The following is a 21,974-nucleotide window of genomic DNA, read 5'->3' as shown; positions in this document are numbered from 1 at the left end:
CCCCGCCCGGGGGCCGGCCTCGTCCCGGTCATCCCGCCGGCTTCATCGATTCGAGCATGGCCCGGAAGGCCGGCTCGGCCTCCCGGACGGTCGCGTCCGGGCCGACGAGCTTGAAGAAATAGCCGATCCGGGCGGTCGGGTAGATGCCCCCGAGCAGCCGATACCCCGGCTCGTCCATCGGCTCGGGGATCTGGGTGACGTAGCGGCCGGAGGTCCGGACCACGGTGATCTCGGCGTCCCCCGACTCGAGGATCTCGGTCTCGACCTCGGGGTTGCCGCCGGACTCGTCGACGAACTGCCGCTTCCAGCGGTCGACGTTCATCGCCACGGTGCCGGCCCCGCCGGGGAAGGCGAACAGGACGAGTTCGGCGGGCTTCTCGTCCCCCTCGGCCGGCGGGACCTCGATCTCGGTCAGCCGCATCTGGCTGGAAGGCCGGTTGACCTTCCACGAGGCCGGGACCTCGAACGTCAGGTCACCGGCCTTGACGGCCTGGGTCTCCTGACGCTTCGGCTCCTGCGCGTCGAGGGCCGGGGTGACGGCCAGGATCAGGCCGAGGGCGGCGATCGTCCGTCGGATCGGGCGGTTCACGGTGCGGTCTCCCTGGTGGACGTCGGAGTCGGTACGGTTCGGCTCGATGCCGTCGGCCCGGGTCGAGTCGAATCGAGTCGGGTCGGGGGCGGCCCGTCCTCGACGGCCGAGCCCGACCGATCGGCATTGTACGCGACCCCCGCCCCGGCGCACACGCCCCGGGGCGGGGCCGACCGGTGCCGTCATCGGCCCATCGAGGCCCCGGGTCCCGCACGGCCGGCGACGATGACCTCGTCGTCGGACACGTGGGGCTCGGTCAGGAGCTGGGAGGCCCGCCCCTCGTCTCCCCGGTGATAGACCGTCCGGTGCGGGAAGGGGATCTCGATCCCCAGCTCGTCGAACCGGTTCTTCAGCCTCCGGAGCAGCTCCCGCTTGACGGCCCATTGCTGCAAGGGCCGGGTCTTGATGAAGAACTTGATCTGCACGGCCGAGTCGGCGAACGAGTCGACGCCAAGCATGGTCGGATCTTCCAGGATCAGCATCCGGAACATCGGGTCCTTGCGCAGCTCCTTGCCGACCTCCATGATCACTTCCATCACCCGGTCGACGTTCTCCTTGTAGGCGACCCCGATGTCGAACAGGGCGCGGGACCAGCCGTGCGTCATGTTCGTGACCTGGGTGATCTCGCCGTTGGGGACGAAGTGGACGCAGCCCTCCAGGTCCCGGAGGACGGTGACGCGGAGGGTGATCGCCTCGACCTGGCCGGCGATGTCGCGGATCTTGATCACGTCATTGAGCTTGTACTGGTTCTCCAGCAGGATGACGAACCCGTAGAAGTAGTCCCGGATCAGGTTCTGGGCGCCGAAGGCCACCGCCAGGCCGAAGACCGCCGCACCGCCCAGCAGCGGGCCGACCGGCACGCCGACCTCCTGGAAGACCATCAGGAAGCCGCCGATGACGATCGCCACCGAGGCGGCGTTGTCGAAGACGCCGACCAGGGTGGAGATCCGATGCTCCTTCTCGGCCGTCGTGCCCCGCTGGCTCCGGGAGCTGAGCAGGGTGACGATCCGACGGCTGAGCAGCCCCGAACCCCAGCGGAGCAGCACCATCCCCAGGATGATCACCACGACCTTCACGCCGTGATTGAGCAGCCAGCCGAGGATGTTCTCCGGCGAGAAGGGGTTCTCCATGCGCTCGAGGGCCGATTGCGCCTCATTGAGCTGCGACCGGGCCGACTCGGCCTGCCACCGGGCGAGCTGCAACTGGCCGGCCAGCTCGCCGCGCTCGGCCTGGAGCCGGATGATCTCGTCGCCGTGCTCCCGGGACTCCAGCCGGGCCTGGATCAGCCGCTTCTCGTTGTCCCGGATCTTGGCCTGGATCTCCCGGAGTTCCTCGGGGGGGGCCCGGCCGAAGAGCTTCTCCTGGAATCCCCGTGCCAGCTCGGCGCCGCTGGCCTCGGCGTTGTCGATGATCCGCTGGGCGGTGTCGCGGGCCTGTTCCTCGTTGCGGAGCTGCTCGTCGATGGTGCGGAGTCGTTCGGTCAGCTCGACCACGTCGCGCTCGGATCGCTCCAGGACGGCGGCGAGCCCCTGGGCGTCCTCCCGGGCCTTCTTGAGCTTCGGGTCGTCGGGGTCCGGGCCGAAGCCGGCCGAGGCCGGGGTCCCCGCCGCGGGCTTCGGGATCGAGCCGAGCCCGGGGATGCCCATCGGGGAGGGGCCCGACTCCTCGGCGGGCTCGGCCTCCGGCGCGGGGGCCTCCGGGGCGGGGGCCGAGGGGGCGGCGACGACGGCCGGGGCGGGGGCGGGGGCGGGGGGGGCGGCCGTGCCGGCAGGCTCGGGTGCCGCCGGGGTGGTCGGGGCGGGAGCGGGAGGCGCGGCCGGGGGCTCGACGGCGACGGGGGGCGCCTCGCCCGACCCCAGGAGCTTCTTCAGGGCCTGGTCGCTCTGGCGGAGCTTGGTCTCCAGCGTGACGATCTGCTCGGTGACGTTCTTCAGGTCGGTGGCGGCCAGCTCCCGGCGCTCGGCGGCGAGGGCCAGGGTCTTGTCCAGGCCGTCGAGTTCCGACTGGCGGTCCGCCGAGGGCTGCTGCTCCTCCCGGAGTCGTTCCAGCTCCTCGGCCAGTGCCCGCCGCGTCTGTTCGACCTCGGTGAAGTCGGCGTTGGCCCGGTCGACCTCCGCCTTGACCCCGTCGAGTTCGGCCTTCAGGGCGTCGAGCCTCCTGGTGTCCTCGGCGATCGAGGAGGAGAGCTTGGCGATCTGCTCGGCGTCCCTGGTCGAGGCCGCCGCGGGGGGAGCCGGCGGCGGGGAGGGCGGAGTCGGGGGCGGTGACTCCCCGCCGGTCTGGTCGGGGGTCGGTGCGGGGCCCTGCTCGGCCCCGAGGGGCCCGACGGGGACGGTCGCCAGCAGGGCGGAGAGCGTCGCCAGGATCAGGACGCGGGCCATAAGCCGGGCCTCCTTGCCTCGGTGAAAGACGAGATGCGGCCGGGGGGGCGGCCCGGCCAGTCGGATCCCCCGGCCGATCGGCGCCGGAGTCCCGGGCCCGACCCGGTCCGAAACGTCGGCCGGCGAGGTCCCGCCGGTCCGAGCCCGGATGCGAGGGCCCGAGCATCATCAATTTCCTCCGGATCCCGTCAAGCCAGGGTGACGACCACCCTCGCCAGCTCGTGGGGGGTCAGGTCGAGCTGGACCGCGTCCCCGGTCACCGACAGCTCCACGATCCGCTCGTCGTTGAAGTCGGTCTGGCGGGCCGAGACCGGCTCCCGGAACAGGCGGAGCTTGCAGCGGACCGACCTGCCTCCCGTCTCCAGAAGGTGGAAGGCCAGCCCCCGGCCCTCGCCGTCGATCACCACCGGCTCGACCCGGGTGACGGCCACCGACTTCGCGTCGAGGTGGAAGAACCAGCCGGTCGGCCCGGACCGGGGAGGGCCCCCGGCGGTCGGCACGACGGCCGGCGGGGCGAGCAGGTCCAGCGCGGCCTGGAACGGGTGCTCCAGGTCCAGGGCGACGCCCAGCCGGAAGGACCGCTCCGATTCCTTGCCGGCCACCAGCAGGGTGTCCAGCATCCTCGTCCCGTGCCGCTGGTGGTGCGCCAGGCCGCCGAACAGCAGGGCCGTCCGCTGGCGGCGGGCGGTGACGTCCAGCACCTCGGCCGTCTCGGGGCGGTCGGCCGTCGTCGCCTCCAGGCCCAGGAGCGAGGAGCGGCGGAGGGTCGCGTTGCCGTCGGGCCAGGCCCAGCGGCAGGCCAGGTACCGCGACCAGGCCGGGCCGTCGGCGATCGACCCGAGCCAGGCCTCATCCAGCTCGGTCAGTTCGACCTCCAGCTCCAGCACCGGACGGCCGCTCCAGAGGCGGAACCGCTGGCGGAACCCGGCCAGGGGGCGGTCCTCGGTCGGGTGGAGGATCTGGCCGGTCGACACCGCCTGCACCAGGGCCGGGCCGCCGTACTCGACCTCGTACCCGGTCGCCTTCATCCGGCTGTGGCGGACCTGGCCCTTCTTGTCCGTCACGCTGACCCCGGCGATGACCAGTTGCTGGGCCAACCGGGGCTCGTCCTCGCCGGCGGCCATCACGGCGCGGAGGCCTCCGGTCGACTCGTCGACCTCGGCCCGGAGCATCTCGTTGCGGAGGACCCGGCCCCGGGCCTGGACGGTCTCCGAGGGGCCCGCCGGGGCCTCCCGGATCCCGGGTCGGTCGCGGGGGATCCAGGCGAAGCCGAACCCGGCGAGGGTGACGACCGCCTCGGTCCCCTCGGCCGTGAACTGGGAGACCCGGACCGGCCCCTCGGAGGGGACCGGGCCCGACGCCTCGGGCAGGACCACGGAGACCCTCCTCGGGATCGACATCGGGTTGAGGACCAGGTCCCCCGCCCCCTGCCCCGCCGAGGCCCCGTTCCCCTCTTCGGTCGCCGGGACGACCCGGCGGCCCGCCTCGCCCGCCCATCGGGATTCGAGGGCGGCGATGGCCGCCTCCGCCTCGTCGAGCATGCCCGTCTCCAGCAGGCGACCGGCCTCGTCGAAGGCGGACGAGCCGGCGGGGCGGGGGCCTTCCTCGTCGGGGATCGGCTCCCCGACGAAGTCCAGGGCGGCGGCGAGGGACCGGAGCCCGTCGGCCAGGTCGAGACGGGCACGGAGCCGGGCGTGGCGGGCCCGACGGCCGATCGGGCTCGGGTCCCCCCGGGAGACGGCCTGCTCCAGGTACGGGGTGACGTACTGGTCCAGCTTCGGCCGGAGGACCTCATAGGGGCGGTCGGTCAGGTGGAAGTAGTCCCCCAGGGTGGCCCACCGGGCGAGGACGGGGGAGTACCCCGCCACCCTCCGGATGTCCCGGAACCAGTCGGCGACCCGATCCGGCCAGTGGACCAGGCCGAGCGTGGCCGTGTGGTCGTCCCGCATCGACTTCGCCAGTTCCCAGGCGAGGGTCAACGCCGTGGCATCCTTGTCCGCCGCCAGCGGGGGACGGGTCAGCGACTCCAGGTTCGCCCCCTCGGGAGACTCCCAGAGCCGCTTCGACTCCCGGATGATCGGGAAGGTGCCGTCGTCGAAGGCCAGGTGCAGGCCGTAGCGGAAGCCGAACCGCTTGGCGACCTGGGGCCGCATCGGGTAGAGGGCGAACCGGCGCCCGGCCAGGGTCTCGACCGTCCGGTCGTCCAGGTGTTTCCGGTAGGTGGCCGAGCCCTGCCGGAATTGCCAGAGGATCGTCTCGACCGGGCGGAGCGACTCCCCCGTCTCGGCGAACGGGCCGCCGGCCACGTCGGCCCAGCCCTCGTCGATCGCCGACCGGAGGCGGGCCATCGCCTCGGGGTTCTTCCCGGCCATCGCCTCGATCGCCTGGGCCGGGGCGATCAGGGTGAAGGGGGCCCTGGCCTCCAGGGCGTCGTCGAGGGCCTCGGCGGGGGAGGAGCCGTCGAGCAGGTGCAGGTCGACGAGGAAGGAGTCGACCGGGTAGATCCGCTCCCTCGCCTCGGTCAGCAGCTCGAAGGAGGCCCGGAGCCGGTTGACGGCCCCCTTGGCGTCCCCCGAGGCCCAGGCCTTCGCGCCGCCGATCGCCTCCCGGCCGAGGGCCTCGGCGTCGAGCACGTCGACGTGCTCCATGCCGATCGTCAGGTCCCGGACCCACCACCGGGAGGCCCCCAGGGCGTAGAAGTCGCCGACGGTCGGGTCGTCGGCGGGGCCCGGGTCGGCGCCGGGTTCGATCGCCTCCAGGATCAGGCGGGCCAGTCCCTCCCGGTCGGACTCGCCGGCCTCGATCATCAGGACGGGGACGCCGACCTCGGAACCCTGGTCCCGGTACTCGTAGTTCAGGTGGCCGACCCCCCGGCCTGCGATCAGCCGGACCTCGCCCTCCCGGGGGACGCCCGGGGCGTCGACGTCCTCGACCTCCGGGGTCGCGTCGCATCGGGAGAGGACCGCCGGGTGCCAGGCCGCCGAGACGGCCGCCCAGACGATGGCGGCCTCGGCCTCGTCGATCGGCTCCTCCGGCCTCCGGCCGCTGTCGGCGATCATCACCACGACCCGACGCCTCGGGCCGACCGGCCCCTCGGGGGCGGGGGCCTCCTGCTCGCTCGTCGCCTCTGCGGGCTCGGGGTCCGGGGACGGCTCGACGGCGGCCTCCGGCCCCGGCCCTCCGGGCGGGCCGTCGGGGGCGGTCGGCTCGGGGATCGGCCGGTCGGGGCGGGGTTCGTCGTCGTTGACCATCTCGCAGTCGCCTTGCTCGGTCGGGGCCTGGGGGAAACGTGCCGGGGGTGCCGGGTCGTCGGATCATACCAGAACGGGAGGGGCCGATGCGCCGCGCCGCACCGGCCGGTGCGCCATCAATGCGCCGCCTCAATCGGCCATAAGTCAAAACTGGAACTCAACGTTCGGAGGATCGAATTGGGTTCGCTCCGCGCAACGGCTCCGGGGGAATGGGTTCGTTGCGCCCGAGTTCACGTGTTGCCGGCCCCGGTCGATCTCCCTCCCGAATCCCAGTCGAGGCCGAGCGGGCCGGTGCGCCTCGCTTACCCGGTACGACCTGATGCAACGTCTTTCCTCAACGGGTTTACCGCGATGTCAATTGGGTTCGCTCCGCGCGAACGTCGCGCCCGATCGGCTTCGTTTCGCGCGACTCGACCGCCGGGGCGGGGTCGTCGAGCCGGGGGGCGGTCGCGGGGCGGTCGGAGGGCGTCGTACGCCCTTCGGAGTGGTCCGGGCGTGGGCTGGTGCGCCCCGGTGCGCCCCGGGCCAACGACCTAAACCCTGAACGGGAAACCGTCTCGGCGATCGAGAATGGGTTCGCTCCGCAAACTCCCCGGCGAGGATGGGTTCGTTTCGCGCCGGGCGGTCTCGGCCAGATCGGGGGTCCCGGCCCCTCCGGGGAGGAGCCGGTTCGACAGGGCCGGGGGTCCTCCCTCGACCCGGAGGTCGGGTCGACTCCCGCACGCTTCGGGCCTGCCGATCCCGGCGGGCGGGTCGGGATCGGCGGCCCCGGCCGTCGAGGGGCCTCGATGGGACGGTGCTGCTCGGATTGCCAAAGAGGGGGACGAGTCGAGGCCGGGCGGTCGATCGACGGACGGGGGACGGCGAGGATGTCGTCGTCCCCCGACATTACTATCGAGGTCGGGGCGATCGGCAATCACAGGATCTTTCGGTTGTCCATCCGCCTTCCTCTTACCCGATCGGTCCCGTCCCTCGTCCCCCGATCCCGGGGCGCATGCCGGGGCGAGGGTCCCGGAGTTCGGACCCAAGCCCGGCGGATCGTCCGATCCCCCCTCACTCGGGCTGCGCCCACCCTCTCCCCCGCCAACGGGGGCGAGGGTCCGGAGCCCCCTCTCCCCGCGAGCGGGGAGAGGGCCGGGGTGCGGGGTCGGCGATGGCGCGCAACGCGTTGCGCGTCCACCGATCCCACCCCACCCGGCCCCCGGCTTTCCCGAATGCGGGGGATCGGGCCGGGAACGCCCGATCTGGGCAGGATCTCGCCGGATGCATCGTCCGGGGAGGGAGTCGGCGAGGACGAACGGGGGCGCCGAACGCGGGTGGGGCGGTCACCCGCCGGGGCCGATCCACCCCTTGCGCCAGAAGAAGGCGAGCATGCCGCCGGCCACGCCGACCATGAGGGCCCAGAGGGTGGGGTAGGCCCACCGGGAGTGCAATTCGGGCATGTGCTCGAAGTTCATGCCGTAGACGCCGGCGAGGAAGCTCAGCGGGATGAAGATCGTGGCGACGATGGTCAGCACCTTCATCACGTCGTTGGTCCGGTTGGCGACGGAGGAGAGGTACGTGTTCATCAGGCCGGAGACCATCTCCCGGTACATCTCGGCGACCTCGGAGGTCTGCACGCAGTGGTCGTGGGTGTCCCGGAGGTAGATGCGGACGGGGTCGGTGATCGCCGGGAAGTCGCCCCGGACCAGGGCGTTGAGGGCCTCCCGCTGGGGCCAGATGCCGCGCCTGAGGTCGACCAGCCGATTCTTCAGGTGGTGGAGCCGGCCGAGCACCTCGGGGGTCGGGCGCTCGATGACCTCGGTCTCGAGGTCCTCCAGGCGCTCGCCGATCCGCTCCAGGGCGGGGTAGTAGGCGTCGACGACCGTGTCCACGAGGGCGTAGGCGAGGTAATCGGCCCCCATGCCGGACGGGGCCCCCTTGCGGGATCGGATCCGCCGTCGGATCGGGGCCAGCAGGTGGCCGTGCCGCTCCTGGAAGGTGAGCACGTAGTGCGGCCCGAGGACCAGGCTCAGTTGCTCCGGCTCGGCACGCTCCGCGATGTCGACCGGGATCATCCGGACGATGATCAGGACCTGATCCCCGTAGGACTCGACCTTGGGCCGCTGGGGCACGTTCACCACGTCTTCGAGCAGCAGCGGGTGCAGCCCGAAGGTCGAGCCGATCGCGTCGATCCGGTCGCGGTCGCCGAAGCCCTGCACGTCGATCCAGGTGGTGGTGCCGCCGTCGAACGCCCGCCGGAGCGTCTCGAGGTCCCGGACTTCATGCTCCCGGATCTCGGCGCCGGAGTCTTCGACCATCCGGATGGTCGTCGGCGGGGCGTCGTCCGGGATGACCAGCGTGCCGGGCCGGGCCCCGACCCTGGGGTGTCGCTTGAAGAAGCGGGAGGCAGTCCGGGTTGCCGCATTCACTCCGGGGTCTCCTTGGCTCGATCCGGGGGCGGGCCGGGGGTGCGGGGGCGGCCGGGCGGTCGCCCGGGGAGCCGATGCACCCCCGGCCCGGGACGGGCGGGACGACTCGGCGAGCCGGACCGGAGGCGCGAGGTCGGAGCCCCCCGCGACCGGCCGGCCGCGGAGGCCGGGTCGTCCGGCGTGCGCGACGACGGCCGACCTCGCCGGGGCGGGCCCGGCCGGGGCCGTCCGGTCGATGCGGGATCGCATCACGTCGACCCCTCCCGGGGCCGAGATCGCGCACCGTCGGGGGGTGCGCCCGACCACGGGGGGTGGTGCGAATCGGGTGCCCGGGGCCGGGGAAACCGTCCCGGGCTCCGGATCAGAACCGGGCGAAGCGGTCGGCGAGGGCCGAGAACTGGGGGCCGATCGGCCGCCGGGGGTCGGGCCAGATGGTGAGGAATCCGGCGTAGTTGATCTCCTCGAGGGCGCCGAGGTACTCCTCCCAGTCGAGGACGCCGGGGGCGAAGCCGAACCCGCGGGGATGGGCGGAGACGGGCCCCTCGTCGATGGCCGAGGCGGTGGCGTCTCGGGCATAGGCGTGGGCGACGTGGGGGCCGAGGGCCCGGGTGGCCTCGATCGGGTCGTGACCGAGCCGGAGCAGGGCGCCGGGGTCGACGCTGGCGGCGAGGCCGGGATGGTCGATGGCGTCGAGGAAGGATTGGAGGTCGGCGCCGGACTCGGATCCGGTCTCGACGGCGAGCCTGACGCCCCGGTGGTCGGCCCGGACGGACAGTTCGGACAGGGCGTGGGAGAAGACGGCCCGGCGGGGGGCGTCGGCCTCGGGGGGGACGGCCCCGACCCGGGCCAGGACGAGCTTCGCGCCCAGCTCGAAGGCGAGGGTGAAGGCGGCGGAGGCCCTGGCGAGGCGGTCGTCGAGCTGGTCTTCGGTGTCGAAGGGGCGTCGGGTGGGGAGCGACAGGGCGATCAGCGACAGCTCGACGGAGCGGAGGGTGTGGCGGAGGTCCCGGCGGCCGGTGTCGGAGAGCCGGGACGGGTTCAGGTCCCCGCTGGCGTCGAGGACGACGCCCCGGGCCCCCAGCCGGGCGGCCTCCCGGAGCTGGTCCTTGACGGGGCGGTCGGGGTCGGGCAGCAGTCGGAGGCCCAGGGGGGAACGGATCATGGCGGGGGGCTCGGGTCGGTCGGAATTGGCGCGGGGGGGTCGGCTCTGGTCTGATGGATTGTACCGCGGTGGCCCCCGATTTCGAGCCGCCCCGCCGCGGGGAGATCCCCCTCGGCCCCGCCCCCGCCCCGCATCGAGCCCCCGACGTGCCCGAGCCCGATCGCCCCGCGTTCGAACCGCCGATCGTGATCCCGATCGACCTGCCCGCCGATCGGCTCGCGATGCGGGTCGGCGAGATGCCCGGCGCGGCCTTGCTCGAAGGGGGCCCCGGCTTCGGCGACGCCGGGCGTTGGAGCATCCTCGCCGCCCGTCCGGCCGGGATGTTCGACGTGCCGTTTCTGACGATGGACCGATGGCGGTTCGCGTACCGGGGGATGGACGAGGAGCGGCAGGCAATCTTCCCGGAGCGTTGGGAGTTCGGCCGGGGAGACCCGCTGGTCGGGCTGGACCGACTGGTCGACCGGCTCGGGTTGGGTCGGCCGGTCGAGGAGGGCCCGGGTGGGGGCGATCGCCCGCCGTTCCTGGGGGGCCTGATCGGGTACCTCGGCTACGACCTGGCCCGATGGATCGAGCGGGTCCCCCGGAAGGCCCCGAAGGAGGACGCGGTCCCCGACCTGGCGTTCGGGCTCTACGACACGTTCGTGGCCGTCGACCACCGGTCGGGCGAGGCGAAGCTCTGGGTGACGAACGTCCTCGGGGAGTCGGCCGACCGGGTCGATTATCGCGTGAGGTCCTGGCTGGAGGCGCTGCGACGGCCGCCCAGGAGCCTGCCGAGGTCGGGATTCGAGGCCCCGCCGACCAGCAATTTTTCGCCGGAGGGGTACCGTGGGGCGGTCCGCCGGGCGGTCGACTACATCCACGCGGGCGACATCTTCCAGGCGAACATCTCCCAGCGCTTCACGGCGATCGGCCGGCCCGAGCCCCTGGACCTGTACCGGAGGCTCCGGCATCGGAGCCCCTCGCCGTACTCGGCCTACCTGCGGTTCGGGGAGGGCCGGGCGGTGGTCAGCTCCAGCCCGGAGCTGTTCTACCGGACCCGGGGAGATCACATCATCACCCGGCCGATCAAGGGGACGAGGCCCCGGGGGGCGACCCCGGAGGAGGACCGGGCGATGCGGGCCGAGCTGGTCGACAGCCCTAAGGACCGGGCCGAGCTGGCGATGATCGTCGACCTGGAGCGGAACGACCTGGGGAGGGTCTGCGCCTTCGGGTCGGTCCGGGTGACGGAGCCGTCGGTGATCGAGAGCTTCGAGACGGTGCACCACCAGGTCGCCACGATCGAGGGGAGGCTGAGGCCGGGGGTCGGGCCGATCGAGGTGGTCCGGGCCGTCTTCCCGGGGGGGTCGATCACCGGGGCGCCGAAGATCCGGGCGATGGAAATCATCGACGAGCTGGAGCCGAGCCGTCGGGGGGTCTATACCGGGGCGATCGGCTACTTCGGCGCGGGGGGAAACGCCGCGTTCAACATCGCGATCCGGACGATGGTGGTCGAGGGCCCCCGGGTCCGCTACCAGGTCGGCGGCGGGATCGTGGCCGACAGCGACCCGCAGCTCGAATTCGAGGAGACGATGCACAAGGGCCGGGCGATGCGGGACGTGCTGGAGGGCCGGGCATGATCTGGGTCCGGGGGGAGGTCGTCCCCGACGAGGCGCCGGCGATCAGCGTGCTGGACCGGGCGTTCGAGCACGGGCTCGGCCTCTTCGAGACGCTCCGGACCTGGGACGGCCGGCCGACCCTGCTGCAACGGCACCTGGGCCGGTTGCGCCGATCGGCCCGGGAGCTGGGGATCCCGTTCGACGAGGGCGACCTGCCGGACGAGGCCGCGGTGCGGTCCCTCCTCGGGGAGGGAGGGAGCCTCGACGATCGCACGCTCCGGATCACGCTCTCAGGAGGCTTCGACGACGGGAGGCCGGGGAGGATCTGGATGAGGAGTCGTCCACTGCCGCCCCCACCGGGCCGGCCCGGCGCGAGGGCCTGCGCGACCTGGTTCCCCGCCGAGGACGACCGGCTCTTGCGGTCGAAGGCGCTGAACTACTGGTCTCGCCGGCTCGCGTTCGAGGAGGCCCGGGGGCTCGGCTATGATGAGAACCTCTCCCGACTCGGGTCCGGGGCGATCCTGGAGGGGAGCCGGACCAATGTGTTTTTGGTCGAGGGGGGCCGGCTCGTCTCGCCCGACGATCACGGCGAGGACGGTCGACCGCGGCCGATGCTGCCCGGGATCATGAGGTCCGTCGTCCTCGAACGGGCGGCGGCGATGGGGTTATCCGTCGATCCGGGCACGCTCGTGACGCTCGACGACTTCCGGCGGGCCGACGAGTGCTTCCTGACCAATGCCGTACGCGGGATCATCCCGGTCGTCCAGCTCGGGCCGCTCGGGACGGGACTGGCGGAACCGATCTGTTACATCCACCCCGGGCCCGTCACCCGACGGCTGATGGACGACCTGCACGCCTGGCTCCGATCGGAGGACGCCCGATGACGACCGTGGCCGACCTCGCCTCCTGGATGGAGGGATTCGCCCCGACCCGGCTGGCGGAGGACTGGGACAACGTCGGCCTCCTGCTGGGGGATCCGGCGGCGACCGTCGAGAAGGTGATGACGTGCCTGACCGTCACCCCGAGGAGCGCCTCGGAGGCGGTGGACGGGGGGGCGCAGCTGATCGTCAGCCACCACCCGATCTGGTTCAAGCCGGTGCAGTCGCTCCGGGCGGACCGGGCGGACGGGTTCCTCTGGCCGCTGGCGAGGGCGGGGGTGGCGCTCTACAGCCCCCACACGGCGTTCGACAACACGAGGGGGGGGATCAATGATTTCCTCTGCGAGGCCCTGGGACTCGTCGGGGTCGGGCCCCTGAAGCCGGCCCCGGACCGGCAGGGGTGCAAGGTGGTCGTCTTCGCCCCGGAGGCCGACCGGGAGGCGGTGCTGTCGGCCGCCTTCGAGGCGGGGGCGGGGAGGATCGGCGATTACGCCGAGTGCTCGTACACCCTGGAGGGATCCGGCACGTTCCTCGGGCTGGAGGGGACGAACCCGACGGTCGGCCGGGCCGGGAGGCGCGAGGTGGCCCCGGAGCAGCGGATCGAGTTCGTCTGCCCGACGGCCCGGCTACCGATGGTGCTCGACGCGGTCAGGAGGGCGCACTCGTACGAGGAGCCGGCGATCGACGCGTACCCGACGATCCTCCGCGACGAATCGGCCGGCGTGGGCCGGATCGGCCGGCTCCCGGAGCCGACCACCCTGCGGCGGCTGGCCGGGATCGTGCGAGACCGCCTCCCGGCGCCGGGGCTCCAGTTCGTGGGGGAGCCGGATCGGCGGGTCGAGCGAGTGGCGGTGGCCTGCGGGGGGGCGGACGACTTCGTCCGGGACGCCTCGGAGGCCGGGGCGGACGCCTTCCTGACCGGGGAGGCCAGGTTCCACCGGGCCCTGGAGGCGGAGGCGGCGGGCATGGGGATGATCGTCGCCGGCCACCACGCCACGGAACGGCCGGCGGTCGAGATGCTGGCCGATCGGATCGGCGCGGCCTTCCCGGGCCTGGAGGCCTGGGCCAGCCGGAGGGAGTCGGACCCGATGCGGTGCCCGTGAGACCGTCCCAACGAAAAATCCCCGGAACGGGGTCCGGGGATTCCTCGGGGACGGCGGCCGGGAGGCCGCCGGGGTCGGGGTCGGGGTCGGGGGGAGGGCGTCGGCTCAGGCCTCGGCGATCTCCGCGGCGGTGCCGTTGGCGTGGCCGTTCCCGTTGGTGTTGCCGTCGCCGTCGCCGTTGGCGTCGCCAAGGGAGCCGCCGTCGCCGTCGCCGTCGCCGTTGGCCTCGGCCTTCTCCTTGCGGGGGGTGGCGGGGACGTCCAGGGTCTGCTGGTGCTCCCAGGTGCCGGCCCAGACCTGGCCGATCCATTTCTGCAGGGAGATCGTCTGGACGGTGGGCCGATCCTCGTCCCGGATCACCTCACCCCAGGCGCCGACGTAGGCGGCGCGGACCTGCGAGGAGCTCTCCCCGACGCAGAGCAGGCGTTCCCCCCCCGAACTGAGTTGGGCGATCGCTCGCCAGTCCTGGGTCCCCGATGTTTGCGAGGCTGTCATCGTACTTCAATTCCCCGCCCGGCCGGACCTCGGGGCGGGGCACCGCCCCCCCGGCGATGATGCCGGGGTGACGAGACCGTCGCCGGCGGGTCCCGCCGGGGCTTGCTCTCGATGCTCGAGTCTGCGGATCGGTCCGGAGACCGGGAGGGACGCTCGCGAGGAACGGGCCCCGGCCACTCGGTCGCGTTTCGAATGCAATCTAGGCCGTCCGGCGGGTCAGGGCAAGCCAAGCAGCAGGCCGATCGGGATTCGACCCGATCGGGGCACGACGGTCCGAAATCGAGGCACGATTCGGCCGGGGTGTAACGGCTCGGCCCACTCCGGGGGCCGGAGCGGCGGTCGATGGTGGAGGGCATTCGAAGCGGCGGACTGGTACGTTGGTTATGCATTTTACCGGTCGGGGGTTCGACCGGCGACAAAAAAACCCGAAAACACCACCAGCGAGTTCGTTCTGGGCGACCCCGGCCGGTCATTCCCCCCCCGGGGATCAACCGCGGAGGTTCAGGAGGACCTTGCCCGGCCTGCCGGGCTGCTCGGCGACCCGGACGGCCTCGGCCAGCCGGTCGAGCGTGTAGCTGGGGCCGACGGTGGTGCTCAGGACGCCGCCCCGGATCAACCGGCCGACCTGCACGAACAGCGGCAGCGCCGCCGCCTTGCTCCGGGACCTCATGAAATGGCCGAGCCAGAACCCCCGCAGGGACCGGCGGCCGGAGATCATCAGCCGGGTGTCCACCCGGATCGGCTCCCCGGTGAGCGAGCCGTAGGCCAGGAGCGTCCCCGAGGGTCCCAGCGCCTCGAAGACCCCGGTGCCGATCTCGCCGCCGACCGGGTCGATCGCGTGGCGGACGCCCTCGGGGCCGGTCACGCGCCGGACCTGCTCGGGGATCGGCCCGTCTTCGGTGACGATGACGGCGTCGGCGCCCAGGGCCTTCAGCTCCTCGACGGCCTCGGGGCGTCGGACGACGTTGAGGGTCTTGAACCCGTCATGCCTGCCGAGCCGGATCATCATCTTCCCCAGCTCGGAGTTCGCCGCCGACTGGAGCAGCCAGGCCCCCTTCGGCACCGCCAGCTCGTGCCGGGCCATCGCCAGCACGGTCGCCGGGTTCACGAAGAAGGAGGCGACCTGCTCGTCGGGGATCGAGGAGGGGACCGGGATGGCCTGCATGGCGGGGATCACGACCGACTCGGCCCAGTTGCCGCCGTCCCCGTTGATGACCGCCACCCGGCGGCCGACGAGGGCCTTGCCGTAGAGGCCGGGCCCGGCGGCGTCGACCCGGCCGACCCCCTCGAACCCGGGGGAGGCGGGCGTCTCGGGGATGATCGAGTAGCGTCCCCTGGCGTAGAGCAGGTCCGACGGGTTGATCGGGCTGGCGATCATCCGGACCCGGACCTGGTTCGGGCCGGGCTCGGGCGTCGGGACCTCGGCGACGCGCAGGACCTCGGCGGGCTCGCCGAAGCGGTCGAAGACGGCGGCTCTCAATGTCGGCTCCTCGTCCCCGGGGGCGGGGCGCGATACCCTGGAATTCGAGCGATCGGGGATTATCCTAGTCCCTCCCCGCCGGGCGATCGAGCCCGGCCCGTATCCGGAGGAGCCCCCGCCGAGAGGAACCGCCCGATGACCACCGACCAGCCCCTCGTCTCGACCGATTGGCTCGCCGAGCACCTGGACGACCCGGCGATCCGGGTCCTGGACATCCGGGGGTACGTCAGCACCCGGCCCGTCGGGCCGGGCGAGGAGGAGGCGACCTATCGGGGGGCGCCCGAGGAATTCGAGGCCGGCCACATCCCGGGGGCCGCCTTCGTCGACTGGACGAAGGACATCATCGACCCGGGCGACCCGGTCCCGGCCCAGGTCGCCCCCCCCGAATTGTTCGCCGCGGCCATGGGGGCGAGGGGGGTGGGTGACGACACCCACGTCATCGCCGTCGACCACATGGGGGGCCAGTTCGCCACCCGGCTCTGGTGGGCCCTGCGGTCGATGGGGCACAACGCGGTGAGCGTGCTCGACGGCGGCTTCAATCGATGGGTCGAGGAGGGGAGGCCGGTCGAGGAAGGCCCCTCGACGGTCGAGCCCAGGAGCTTCACCGCGAGGCCGAGGGAGCGGATGTGGGTCTCGGCGGCCGAGCTGCTGGCGATGCTCGGGGGCCCGGCCCAGATCCTCGACGCGCGGGACGCCGGCCAGTTCACCGGCGCGAGGCGTCGGGGCCCCCGGGGGGGGCACGTCCCCGGGGCGGTCAACCTCCCCCGGGAGCTGTTCTTCGCCGAGGGGGGCGGCTTCCTCGATCCGGACGAGGTCCGGGGACGGCTGTCCGCCGCCGGGCTGGACCCCGATCGCCCCGTCGTCTCCTACTGCAACGGCGGCGTGGCGGCCACCGTGATCGCCTTCCAGCTCCACCGGCTCGGCTTCCCGGACGTCGCCGTCTATGACGGCTCCTGGAACGAGTGGGGCCCCCGGCTTGACCTGCCCGTCGAGGCCGGGGAGCGATGACCCGGGTCCTCTACCTGCATGGCCTGCACTCCAGGCCCGGCGGGGTGAAGCCGACCTTCCTCCGCTCGATCGGCGTCGAGGTCATCAACCCGCACCTGCCGGACGAGGACTTCCCCGAGTCGGTCCGACGCGCCCGGGAGGCGTTCGAGGCCGAATCGCCGGACGTGGTCGTCGGCTCCAGCCGAGGGGGTGCGGTCGCGCTGGCGGTGCCGACCGGCGAGGTCCCCGTCGTCCTGATCGCCCCGGCCTGGAGGCGTTGGGGCGATCAGGACGACGTCCGGGCGACCGATCGGACCGTCCTCCTCCATTCCGAGAGGGACGAGGTCATCGCGATCGAGGACTCCCGGGAACTCGTCCGCCGGAGCGGGTTGCCGGCCGAGTCGCTGGTCGTCGTCGGGGTCGACCATAACATGACCGACCCGGAGGCGCTCGACGCCCTGCGATGGGCCGTCGAGCGGATTCGACGAACTTCGGACTGACACATGGGACGGCCCCTCGGCCGCCCGGAGGCGTCAGTACCGGTCCGAGGAGAACAACTCGCCGCCGTCTCGGGTGCAGAGGGCCTTCAACACCGTCGGGTCGATCGTCCGGCTGATGAACCGGACCGAACCGTCGCCGAAGACGACCTGGAAGCCGTTCGGCCAGAAGCCGCCGAGTTCCGGGGCGGGGGCATTCGGGTCGGACAGGTCAATCTCGAACGGGATGTCCTCCGGCCTGGTCCAGGGGACAGCCCGCTTCGACTCGACGATCATGAACGTATACGAGCTGCCGTCGCGGATCTCGGCGAATTTTGTCCCCTTGCCGGGTTCTCCCATGAGAGTCCGCTCGCCGACCAGGGCGAAGTAGTCGGCGTGGGTCGGTTCGCTGTCGGCACCGGGCACTCGGAAGACGTCAGGCATCCGTTCCAGCAATGCTCGGTTGTTCGGGCCGTCCCAGGGCTCGTCGAAGTGGTACGACTCGAAGAGCGCCGGCCCCTCGGTCTGCTCCAGGAAGGGGAGGATCGCCACGCGCCAGCTATACGGGAAGCCGTCTTCGGAGAAGAGTATCGGCGGGGGGAACGAATCGTTGATGTCGTGGTAGTTGTGCAGGGCCAGGCCGATCCGCTTCAGGTTATTCGTCGCCTGCGAGCGACGATCGGCGATGCGGGCGGCGTTAATCGGTCCCGTCGCCAGTGCGAGGAACGCGCCGAGGTCCTGGTCGGACTCGGCCTGGAGGCGGACGGTCGAGCCCTCGGCCTCGATAATAGCGGCGCCGAGAAGGGTCTCGACCTCGCTCTTGACCGCGAGGACCGATTCGAGCTCGGGGTCGTCGTTCGCGGCGCCACGGATGTTCCCGAGGGCGTTGCGGGCGAGCGTCTTCAGGGCGGTGGCGGTCTCCGAGACCCGCGCCGCGCCCTCCTCGTCGACGCAGAGGGCGACGCCGCCGATCGACATCCCATCCAGCAGGTCGAGGCTGATCGCGTAGGCCGAGGCACGGTCGAACATCGGCCCGGACATGGCCGCCAGCCCGAACGGCATGAGGTCCCCTCGGGTGCCGTCGGGTCCCAGGAGTTGGGACAACCAGGTGGTCTCGAAGGCGAGGAGGATCTGGCCGTCGTCGACCCGATCGGCCGCGTCTCGCCAGAGGGGCGTGCCCCCGGGCCGGTCCCTCCCGGCGATCACATTGCGGATCGCCTGCTCCTTCTGGGCGAGGATCAACGTCCGGTCATCGAACCGGAGGGCCGAGCGTGACGCGCCTCGGGCCCGGTGGTACCTGGTCCCGAGGTAGGAGACGGCCTCGGCGTCCTCGAGGATGGAGCCGATCAGCTCATCCCCGACGGGGTCGACGGTGCGGAGGATGATCAGATCGGGGACGACCAGGGTCGGACCACCCCTGACTCGAGCCTCCAGGCTTCGCAGCTCGACGACCGTCACCTGTTGGAGGCCAGGGACGCGCAGGTCGATCCCGCCGAGGAGGTCGCCGAGCGGGTCGAACTCGTCGATCAGGTCCCGAATCTCGGGATGGGTCGCAAGCCGCGCCGGGCGGATCGCCGCGACCAAGGTCGCGTCGGCCGGCACGGGGGAGAGGTCGAAGCCGTCGTCGCCGAGCGGAGCGGCCTCGGGGGCGGGGTCGCCTTGCGGGCGGGCCTCGGCCGTTTCGGGGGCCCGGAGGCCGGCGCAGAGGAGGGCCAGGCCGGTGATCGAGGCGATCGTGACGCCCCGGAACGCCCGAGAGGGGCCGTCTCGATCGGGCGAACGTTCACATCGGAGCATTTCGATTCTCCTGACGAGGGTCCCTCGGACCGGGAGGAAGGCCCGGGCGGCCCAACCCGAGGCGAGGTCGTCTCGGCGGAGGGCGAGCCGGGCGAGGCAGGCCAGGTACGGGCGACGGCCCCCCGAGAGCCGGGCGGCGGTCGCGTCGGCGGCGAGTTCCTGGTCGAGCCGGAGCCGACTCGCCAGCCAGTAGGCCATCGGGTTCCAGGGGTGGAGCGCCACGCCGAGCTGGGCGAGCAGGGCGACCGGGAAATCGGCCCGATGGATGTGCGCCAGCTCGTGGGCGAGGACCACCCGCAACTCCCCCTGCTCCCACGATCGCCAGTCGTCGGGCAGCAGCAAGACCGGCCTTCGCCAGCCGATCGTCGCGGGTGGGCCCAGTCCCGGGGCCTCCCGGACCTCGACCGGCCGGGTGATCGACAGCTCGGCCCGGAGCAGGTCCAGGAGCGTGTCGATCGACGGGTCACGGACGGTTTGGCCCGCCGATCGGAGTCGGGCGACCGCCCCGAGCCCGAGGGCGAGCCTCGACACGCCGATCACCACCAGGGTCGCCAGCGCCACGGCGATCCCCGATGTCCAGGCCCCTTGCCGGTTCGTTCGGGCCGCGATCGGTGCCGGCGGGGAGGGGGCCGGATCGGCCCCGGGCCCCGGTCGTCGAGCCTCCGAAAGCGTCGGCCGTCGGCCAGGGGGGGGCGAGGTCGACTCGTCGGGGGGCGGAGCGGGGTCGAACGCAAGTCCCTCGGCGCGCCCGGCGATGGCCGCCTTGCGATCTCCGGCGGCGGGTTCGGCGATGCGATCGATCCCGAGGTCGGCCAGGGCCGATCCGATCGGCACCTCCCATCGGGGCCCGGGAAGCAGCAGCAGGAAGGGGAGCACCGCGAGGAGGACCAGGCCGCTGGCCGACGCGGTCACCCCCGAAGTCGGGCCGGCGCGACGGGCGATCGGGTAGCAGGCCGCGGTGACGAGGGCCAGCGCCAGCCCCCGGAGGATCCAGGAGAGCGGCCAGGTCCAGGGGTCGCTCATCCCTCGGCCTCCTCGTCCAGGGTCCGTTCCAGGATGGCCCGCTCCCGGGCCGAGAGGGCTCGCCGTTCGACGAGACGCATCAGCAAATGCTCCCGGGATCCCCGGAAGACGTGCTCGACCACCTGATCGAGCAGGCGTCGGGAAACCTCCTCGTAGGTCCGGGCGGGCTGATACCGGAAGGGCCGATCCTCGTTCACCTGGCGCAGGAACCCCTTCTCGGCCAGGATCCGGACCAGGGTGGCGACCGTCGTATAGGCCGGGGTCCCTTGTTCCCTCCGGATCAACTCCTCCCGGGCCTCGGCCACCCCGGCCTCGCCGAGGTGCCAGAAGGCGTGCAACACCTCCAGTTCCCGCTCAGTCAGCTCCTTCGACGGCCTGGCCATCGGATCATCGCCCCCGGGTTCGCTGAGTTTGGGTTCTTTCGTTCTGGTTTTATCGTAGTGGGACGCGTGGCGAGATCAAGTCAATTCTCCGGGGCCCGACGGGCGGGCCCCTGGAGGTAGCGACCGATCAGTCGGCCAGCGGGTCGACGACGCGGCCGTCGCGGAGGGCGACGTAAAGGCGGGCGTAGCGGGCGAACAGGTCGTCGTAGACGCCCTGGTTCCGCCGGTCGGGCTCGACGATGCGTTCCAGCGCGACCATCTCCCGGGCGGCGGCGTCGAGGTCGGCGAAGAGGCCGGCGGCGACGGCGGCGGTCATGGCCGAGCCGAGGGCGCAGGACTCGGTCTCCCGGGGCAGGTGGATCGGCCGCTGGAGCACGTCGGCGTGGATCTGCATCCAGAGGCGGGACTTCGCCCCCCCGCCGCCGACGATGATCCGGGAGACGTCGAGCCCGTGCTGCGAGGCGTCCTCCAGGATGTGCCGGGTGCCGCAGGCGGTGGCCTCGTAGAGGGCCCGGAAGAGGTGGCCGGGGCCGTGGGCGAGCGAGAGGCCGACGATCGCCCCCCGGGCCTTCGGGTCCTTGTAGGGGGAGCGGTTCCCCTGCCAGTCGTCGCGGACGACCAGGCCCTCGGAGCCCGGGGGGACGGCCTCGGCCTGCTCGTCGAGGATCTCGTAGGCGTTCACGCCCCGGGCCTCGGCCTCACGTCGCTGGTCGCCGGAGAAGTGGCGGCGGTACCAGTCGAGGATCGACCCGGTGGCGGTCTGGCCGGCCTCCAGGGTGTAGAGCCCCTCGACCGTGGCGTCCGGGTAGCAGCCCGCGGCGCCGGAGCCGAACACCCCGCCCCGGGACTGCGCGAGGTGGCAGGTGCTGGACCCGACGATCACGGCCACGTCCCCTGCGGACGTGGCCCCCATGCCGATCATGCCGAGGTAGGCGTCGATCCCCCCCTGGGCGACGGGCGTCCCCGACTTCAGCCCGAGTTGCTCCGCGGCCGCCTTGCAGAGCGTCGCCCCCCCCTGCCCCAGCGGCTCGATGCGGTCGGGCCACTTGCCGAGCAGGTCGTCGAGGCCGACCGCGTGGATCAGGGCGGTCGGCCAGCCGCCCTCGGGTCTGGCGTAGTTCCACTTGACGGCGCAGTGGTTCAGGGAGAGGGTCCACTCCCCCGTCAGGGTGAACATGAACCAGTTGGTGCACTCGACGATGCGGTCGGCCTCGTCGTAGGCCCCCGGCTCGTGCCGCTTCAGCCAGAGGGCCTTGGGGAGCATCCACTCGGGGGAGACCCGGCCGGAGACGTACTTCAGGGCGGGATCCCCGGTGACGCCGATCGCCTCGGCCTCCCGGTGGGAACGCTGGTCCATCCAGAGCAGGGCCGGCCGGATCGGGGTGCCGTCGATGCGGCAGGCGACCACGGTGCAGGCGGTGCAGTCGAGGCCGATGCCGACGACCCGGTCCGGCCCGACGCCGGCCGACTCCATCGCCTTGCCGACCGCCACCCGGGCGGAGGCCCACCACTGGGCCGGGTCCTGCTCGGCCCAGGAGGGGCGGGGGTAGGTCGTCTCCAGGGGGGCGACGCCGTAGGAAAGGGTCCGGCCGGCCGGGTCGACCAGCGCCGCCCGGATGCTCTGCGTGCCGACGTCCAGGCCGAGTAAGAGCGGGTCATTGCCCATCGCGGTGCCGTCCTCGACGCCGGGCCGATCGGGCATCCCGCCTCCCCGCCCCACTCGGCGATCGGCGAGCCCCGGGGATGTCGGCCCCCTTGCCCATGATTGACCGGATCGGATTGTAGCGGTCGCCGGGGCGGCCCGGTATCGGCTGGGGAGGGGATCGCGCTCGGCGTCTCCGAGACGGGAGGAGGTGCGCCCGGATTCGGGAGACCGAGTCCGATTCCCCTCGCCCGCCCCTCGCCGTCGAGGCGCCGAATGACCGTTCCCCCCCCCTCACCGCTTCGCCGACCGTCAGGAGGC

15 protein-coding genes are annotated in these 21,974 nt (G+C 72.6%); 5 read left to right on the top strand and 10 right to left on the bottom strand.

From position 1 onward, the window contains the following. Window positions 1-28 precede the first annotated feature (28 nt). The 5 genes from ElP_RS05110 to ElP_RS05090 form a co-directional block, all read right to left on the bottom strand. Window positions 29-589 (bottom strand): hypothetical protein, encoded by a 561-nt coding sequence (locus ElP_RS05110; protein ID WP_145267605.1) that lies wholly within the window; start codon window positions 587-589, stop codon window positions 29-31. Between the two features lie 182 nt (window positions 590-771). After that, entirely contained in the window at window positions 772-2,970 is a 2,199-nt protein-coding gene (locus ElP_RS05105; protein ID WP_145267604.1) for a mechanosensitive ion channel family protein, read from the bottom strand. Between the two features lie 188 nt (window positions 2,971-3,158). Then, a complete protein-coding gene (locus ElP_RS05100; RefSeq protein ID WP_197446729.1) occupies window positions 3,159-6,221 on the bottom strand; it encodes a glycosyl hydrolase family 38 in 3,063 nt (1,020 codons plus the stop codon). Window positions 6,222-7,546: 1,325 nt separating this feature from the next. After that, on the bottom strand, window positions 7,547-8,632 hold the full coding sequence (gene corA, locus ElP_RS05095; RefSeq protein WP_197446728.1) for a magnesium/cobalt transporter CorA: 1,086 nt from the start codon (window positions 8,630-8,632) through the stop codon (window positions 7,547-7,549). Between the two features lie 361 nt (window positions 8,633-8,993). Continuing rightward, window positions 8,994-9,794, bottom strand: coding sequence for a sugar phosphate isomerase/epimerase family protein (locus tag ElP_RS05090; RefSeq protein ID WP_145267603.1), 801 nt, complete (start codon window positions 9,792-9,794; stop codon window positions 8,994-8,996). Between the two features lie 146 nt (window positions 9,795-9,940). Here ElP_RS05090 and pabB point away from each other — a divergent pair, with 146 nt between their 5' ends. The 3 genes from pabB to ElP_RS05075 are packed head-to-tail and all read left to right on the top strand — an operon-like array spanning window position 9,941 to window position 13,370. After that, on the top strand, window positions 9,941-11,410 hold the full coding sequence (gene pabB / locus ElP_RS05085) for an aminodeoxychorismate synthase component I (RefSeq protein ID WP_231749491.1): 1,470 nt from the start codon (window positions 9,941-9,943) through the stop codon (window positions 11,408-11,410). Further along, window positions 11,407-12,273, top strand: a complete 867-nt coding sequence (locus ElP_RS05080) for an aminotransferase class IV (RefSeq protein WP_145267601.1) — start codon at window positions 11,407-11,409, stop codon at window positions 12,271-12,273. Before pabB ends, ElP_RS05080 begins: the two co-directional genes overlap by 4 nt. Further along, window positions 12,270-13,370, top strand: coding sequence for a Nif3-like dinuclear metal center hexameric protein (locus ElP_RS05075; protein ID WP_145267600.1), 1,101 nt, complete (start codon window positions 12,270-12,272; stop codon window positions 13,368-13,370). The genes ElP_RS05080 and ElP_RS05075 overlap by 4 nt, the downstream gene beginning before the upstream one ends. 105 nt (window positions 13,371-13,475) lie before the next feature. Here the strand turns inward: ElP_RS05075 and ElP_RS05070 are convergent, their stop codons facing one another. Next, window positions 13,476-13,865, bottom strand: coding sequence for a hypothetical protein (locus tag ElP_RS05070; protein ID WP_231749489.1), 390 nt, complete (start codon window positions 13,863-13,865; stop codon window positions 13,476-13,478). Between the two features lie 487 nt (window positions 13,866-14,352). Next, window positions 14,353-15,345 (bottom strand): zinc-dependent alcohol dehydrogenase family protein, encoded by a 993-nt coding sequence (locus tag ElP_RS05065; RefSeq protein ID WP_145267599.1) that lies wholly within the window; start codon window positions 15,343-15,345, stop codon window positions 14,353-14,355. 135 nt (window positions 15,346-15,480) lie between these two features. On the opposite strand from ElP_RS05065, the gene ElP_RS05060 reads away from it, so the two are divergent. Both ElP_RS05060 and ElP_RS05055 read left to right on the top strand, forming a co-directional pair. Continuing rightward, the gene (locus ElP_RS05060; protein WP_145267598.1) at window positions 15,481-16,353 is read left to right on the top strand and encodes a sulfurtransferase; all 873 of its coding nucleotides are present in this window, start codon (window positions 15,481-15,483) and stop codon (window positions 16,351-16,353) included. Next, complete coding sequence (locus tag ElP_RS05055; RefSeq protein WP_145267597.1) at window positions 16,350-16,832, top strand: alpha/beta hydrolase family protein; 483 nt, start codon at window positions 16,350-16,352, stop codon at window positions 16,830-16,832. Before ElP_RS05060 ends, ElP_RS05055 begins: the two co-directional genes overlap by 4 nt. 33 nt (window positions 16,833-16,865) lie before the next feature. Here ElP_RS05055 and ElP_RS05050 read toward each other — a convergent pair whose 3' ends face one another. From ElP_RS05050 to ElP_RS05040, 3 genes are all read right to left on the bottom strand, one after another. Further along, window positions 16,866-19,628: a M56 family metallopeptidase gene (locus tag ElP_RS05050; protein ID WP_145267596.1), complete on the bottom strand. Its 2,763-nt coding sequence runs from the start codon at window positions 19,626-19,628 to the stop codon at window positions 16,866-16,868. After that, entirely contained in the window at window positions 19,625-20,011 is a 387-nt protein-coding gene (locus tag ElP_RS05045; protein WP_145267595.1) for a BlaI/MecI/CopY family transcriptional regulator, read from the bottom strand. Before ElP_RS05045 ends, ElP_RS05050 begins: the two co-directional genes overlap by 4 nt. 127 nt (window positions 20,012-20,138) lie before the next feature. Beyond that, window positions 20,139-21,713, bottom strand: coding sequence for an FGGY-family carbohydrate kinase (locus ElP_RS05040; protein ID WP_145267594.1), 1,575 nt, complete (start codon window positions 21,711-21,713; stop codon window positions 20,139-20,141). Window positions 21,714-21,974 lie beyond the last annotated feature (261 nt).

It is taken from the genome of Tautonia plasticadhaerens, assembly GCF_007752535.1.
Taxonomy (GTDB): Bacteria; Planctomycetota; Planctomycetia; order Isosphaerales; family Isosphaeraceae; genus Tautonia; species Tautonia plasticadhaerens.
Note: the sequence above shows the minus strand (reverse complement) of the source record. Positions and strands in the feature narration are given on the sequence as shown.

Coding starts and splice junctions, on each gene's coding strand:
- ElP_RS05105 (WP_145267604.1), bottom strand. CDS start 2,970: ATGGCCCGCGTCCTGATCCTGGCGACGCTCTCCGCCCTGCTGGCGACC.
- ElP_RS05100 (WP_197446729.1), bottom strand. CDS start 6,221: ATGGTCAACGACGACGAACCCCGCCCCGACCGGCCGATCCCCGAGCCG.
- ElP_RS05090 (WP_145267603.1), bottom strand. CDS start 9,794: ATGATCCGTTCCCCCCTGGGCCTCCGACTGCTGCCCGACCCCGACCGC.
- ElP_RS05080 (WP_145267601.1), top strand. CDS start 11,407: ATGATCTGGGTCCGGGGGGAGGTCGTCCCCGACGAGGCGCCGGCGATC.
- ElP_RS05075 (WP_145267600.1), top strand. CDS start 12,270: ATGACGACCGTGGCCGACCTCGCCTCCTGGATGGAGGGATTCGCCCCG.
- ElP_RS05070 (WP_231749489.1), bottom strand. CDS start 13,865: ATGACAGCCTCGCAAACATCGGGGACCCAGGACTGGCGAGCGATCGCC.
- ElP_RS05060 (WP_145267598.1), top strand. CDS start 15,481: ATGACCACCGACCAGCCCCTCGTCTCGACCGATTGGCTCGCCGAGCAC.
- ElP_RS05055 (WP_145267597.1), top strand. CDS start 16,350: ATGACCCGGGTCCTCTACCTGCATGGCCTGCACTCCAGGCCCGGCGGG.
- ElP_RS05050 (WP_145267596.1), bottom strand. CDS start 19,628: ATGAGCGACCCCTGGACCTGGCCGCTCTCCTGGATCCTCCGGGGGCTG.
- ElP_RS05045 (WP_145267595.1), bottom strand. CDS start 20,011: ATGGCCAGGCCGTCGAAGGAGCTGACTGAGCGGGAACTGGAGGTGTTG.
- ElP_RS05040 (WP_145267594.1), bottom strand. CDS start 21,713: ATGCCCGATCGGCCCGGCGTCGAGGACGGCACCGCGATGGGCAATGAC.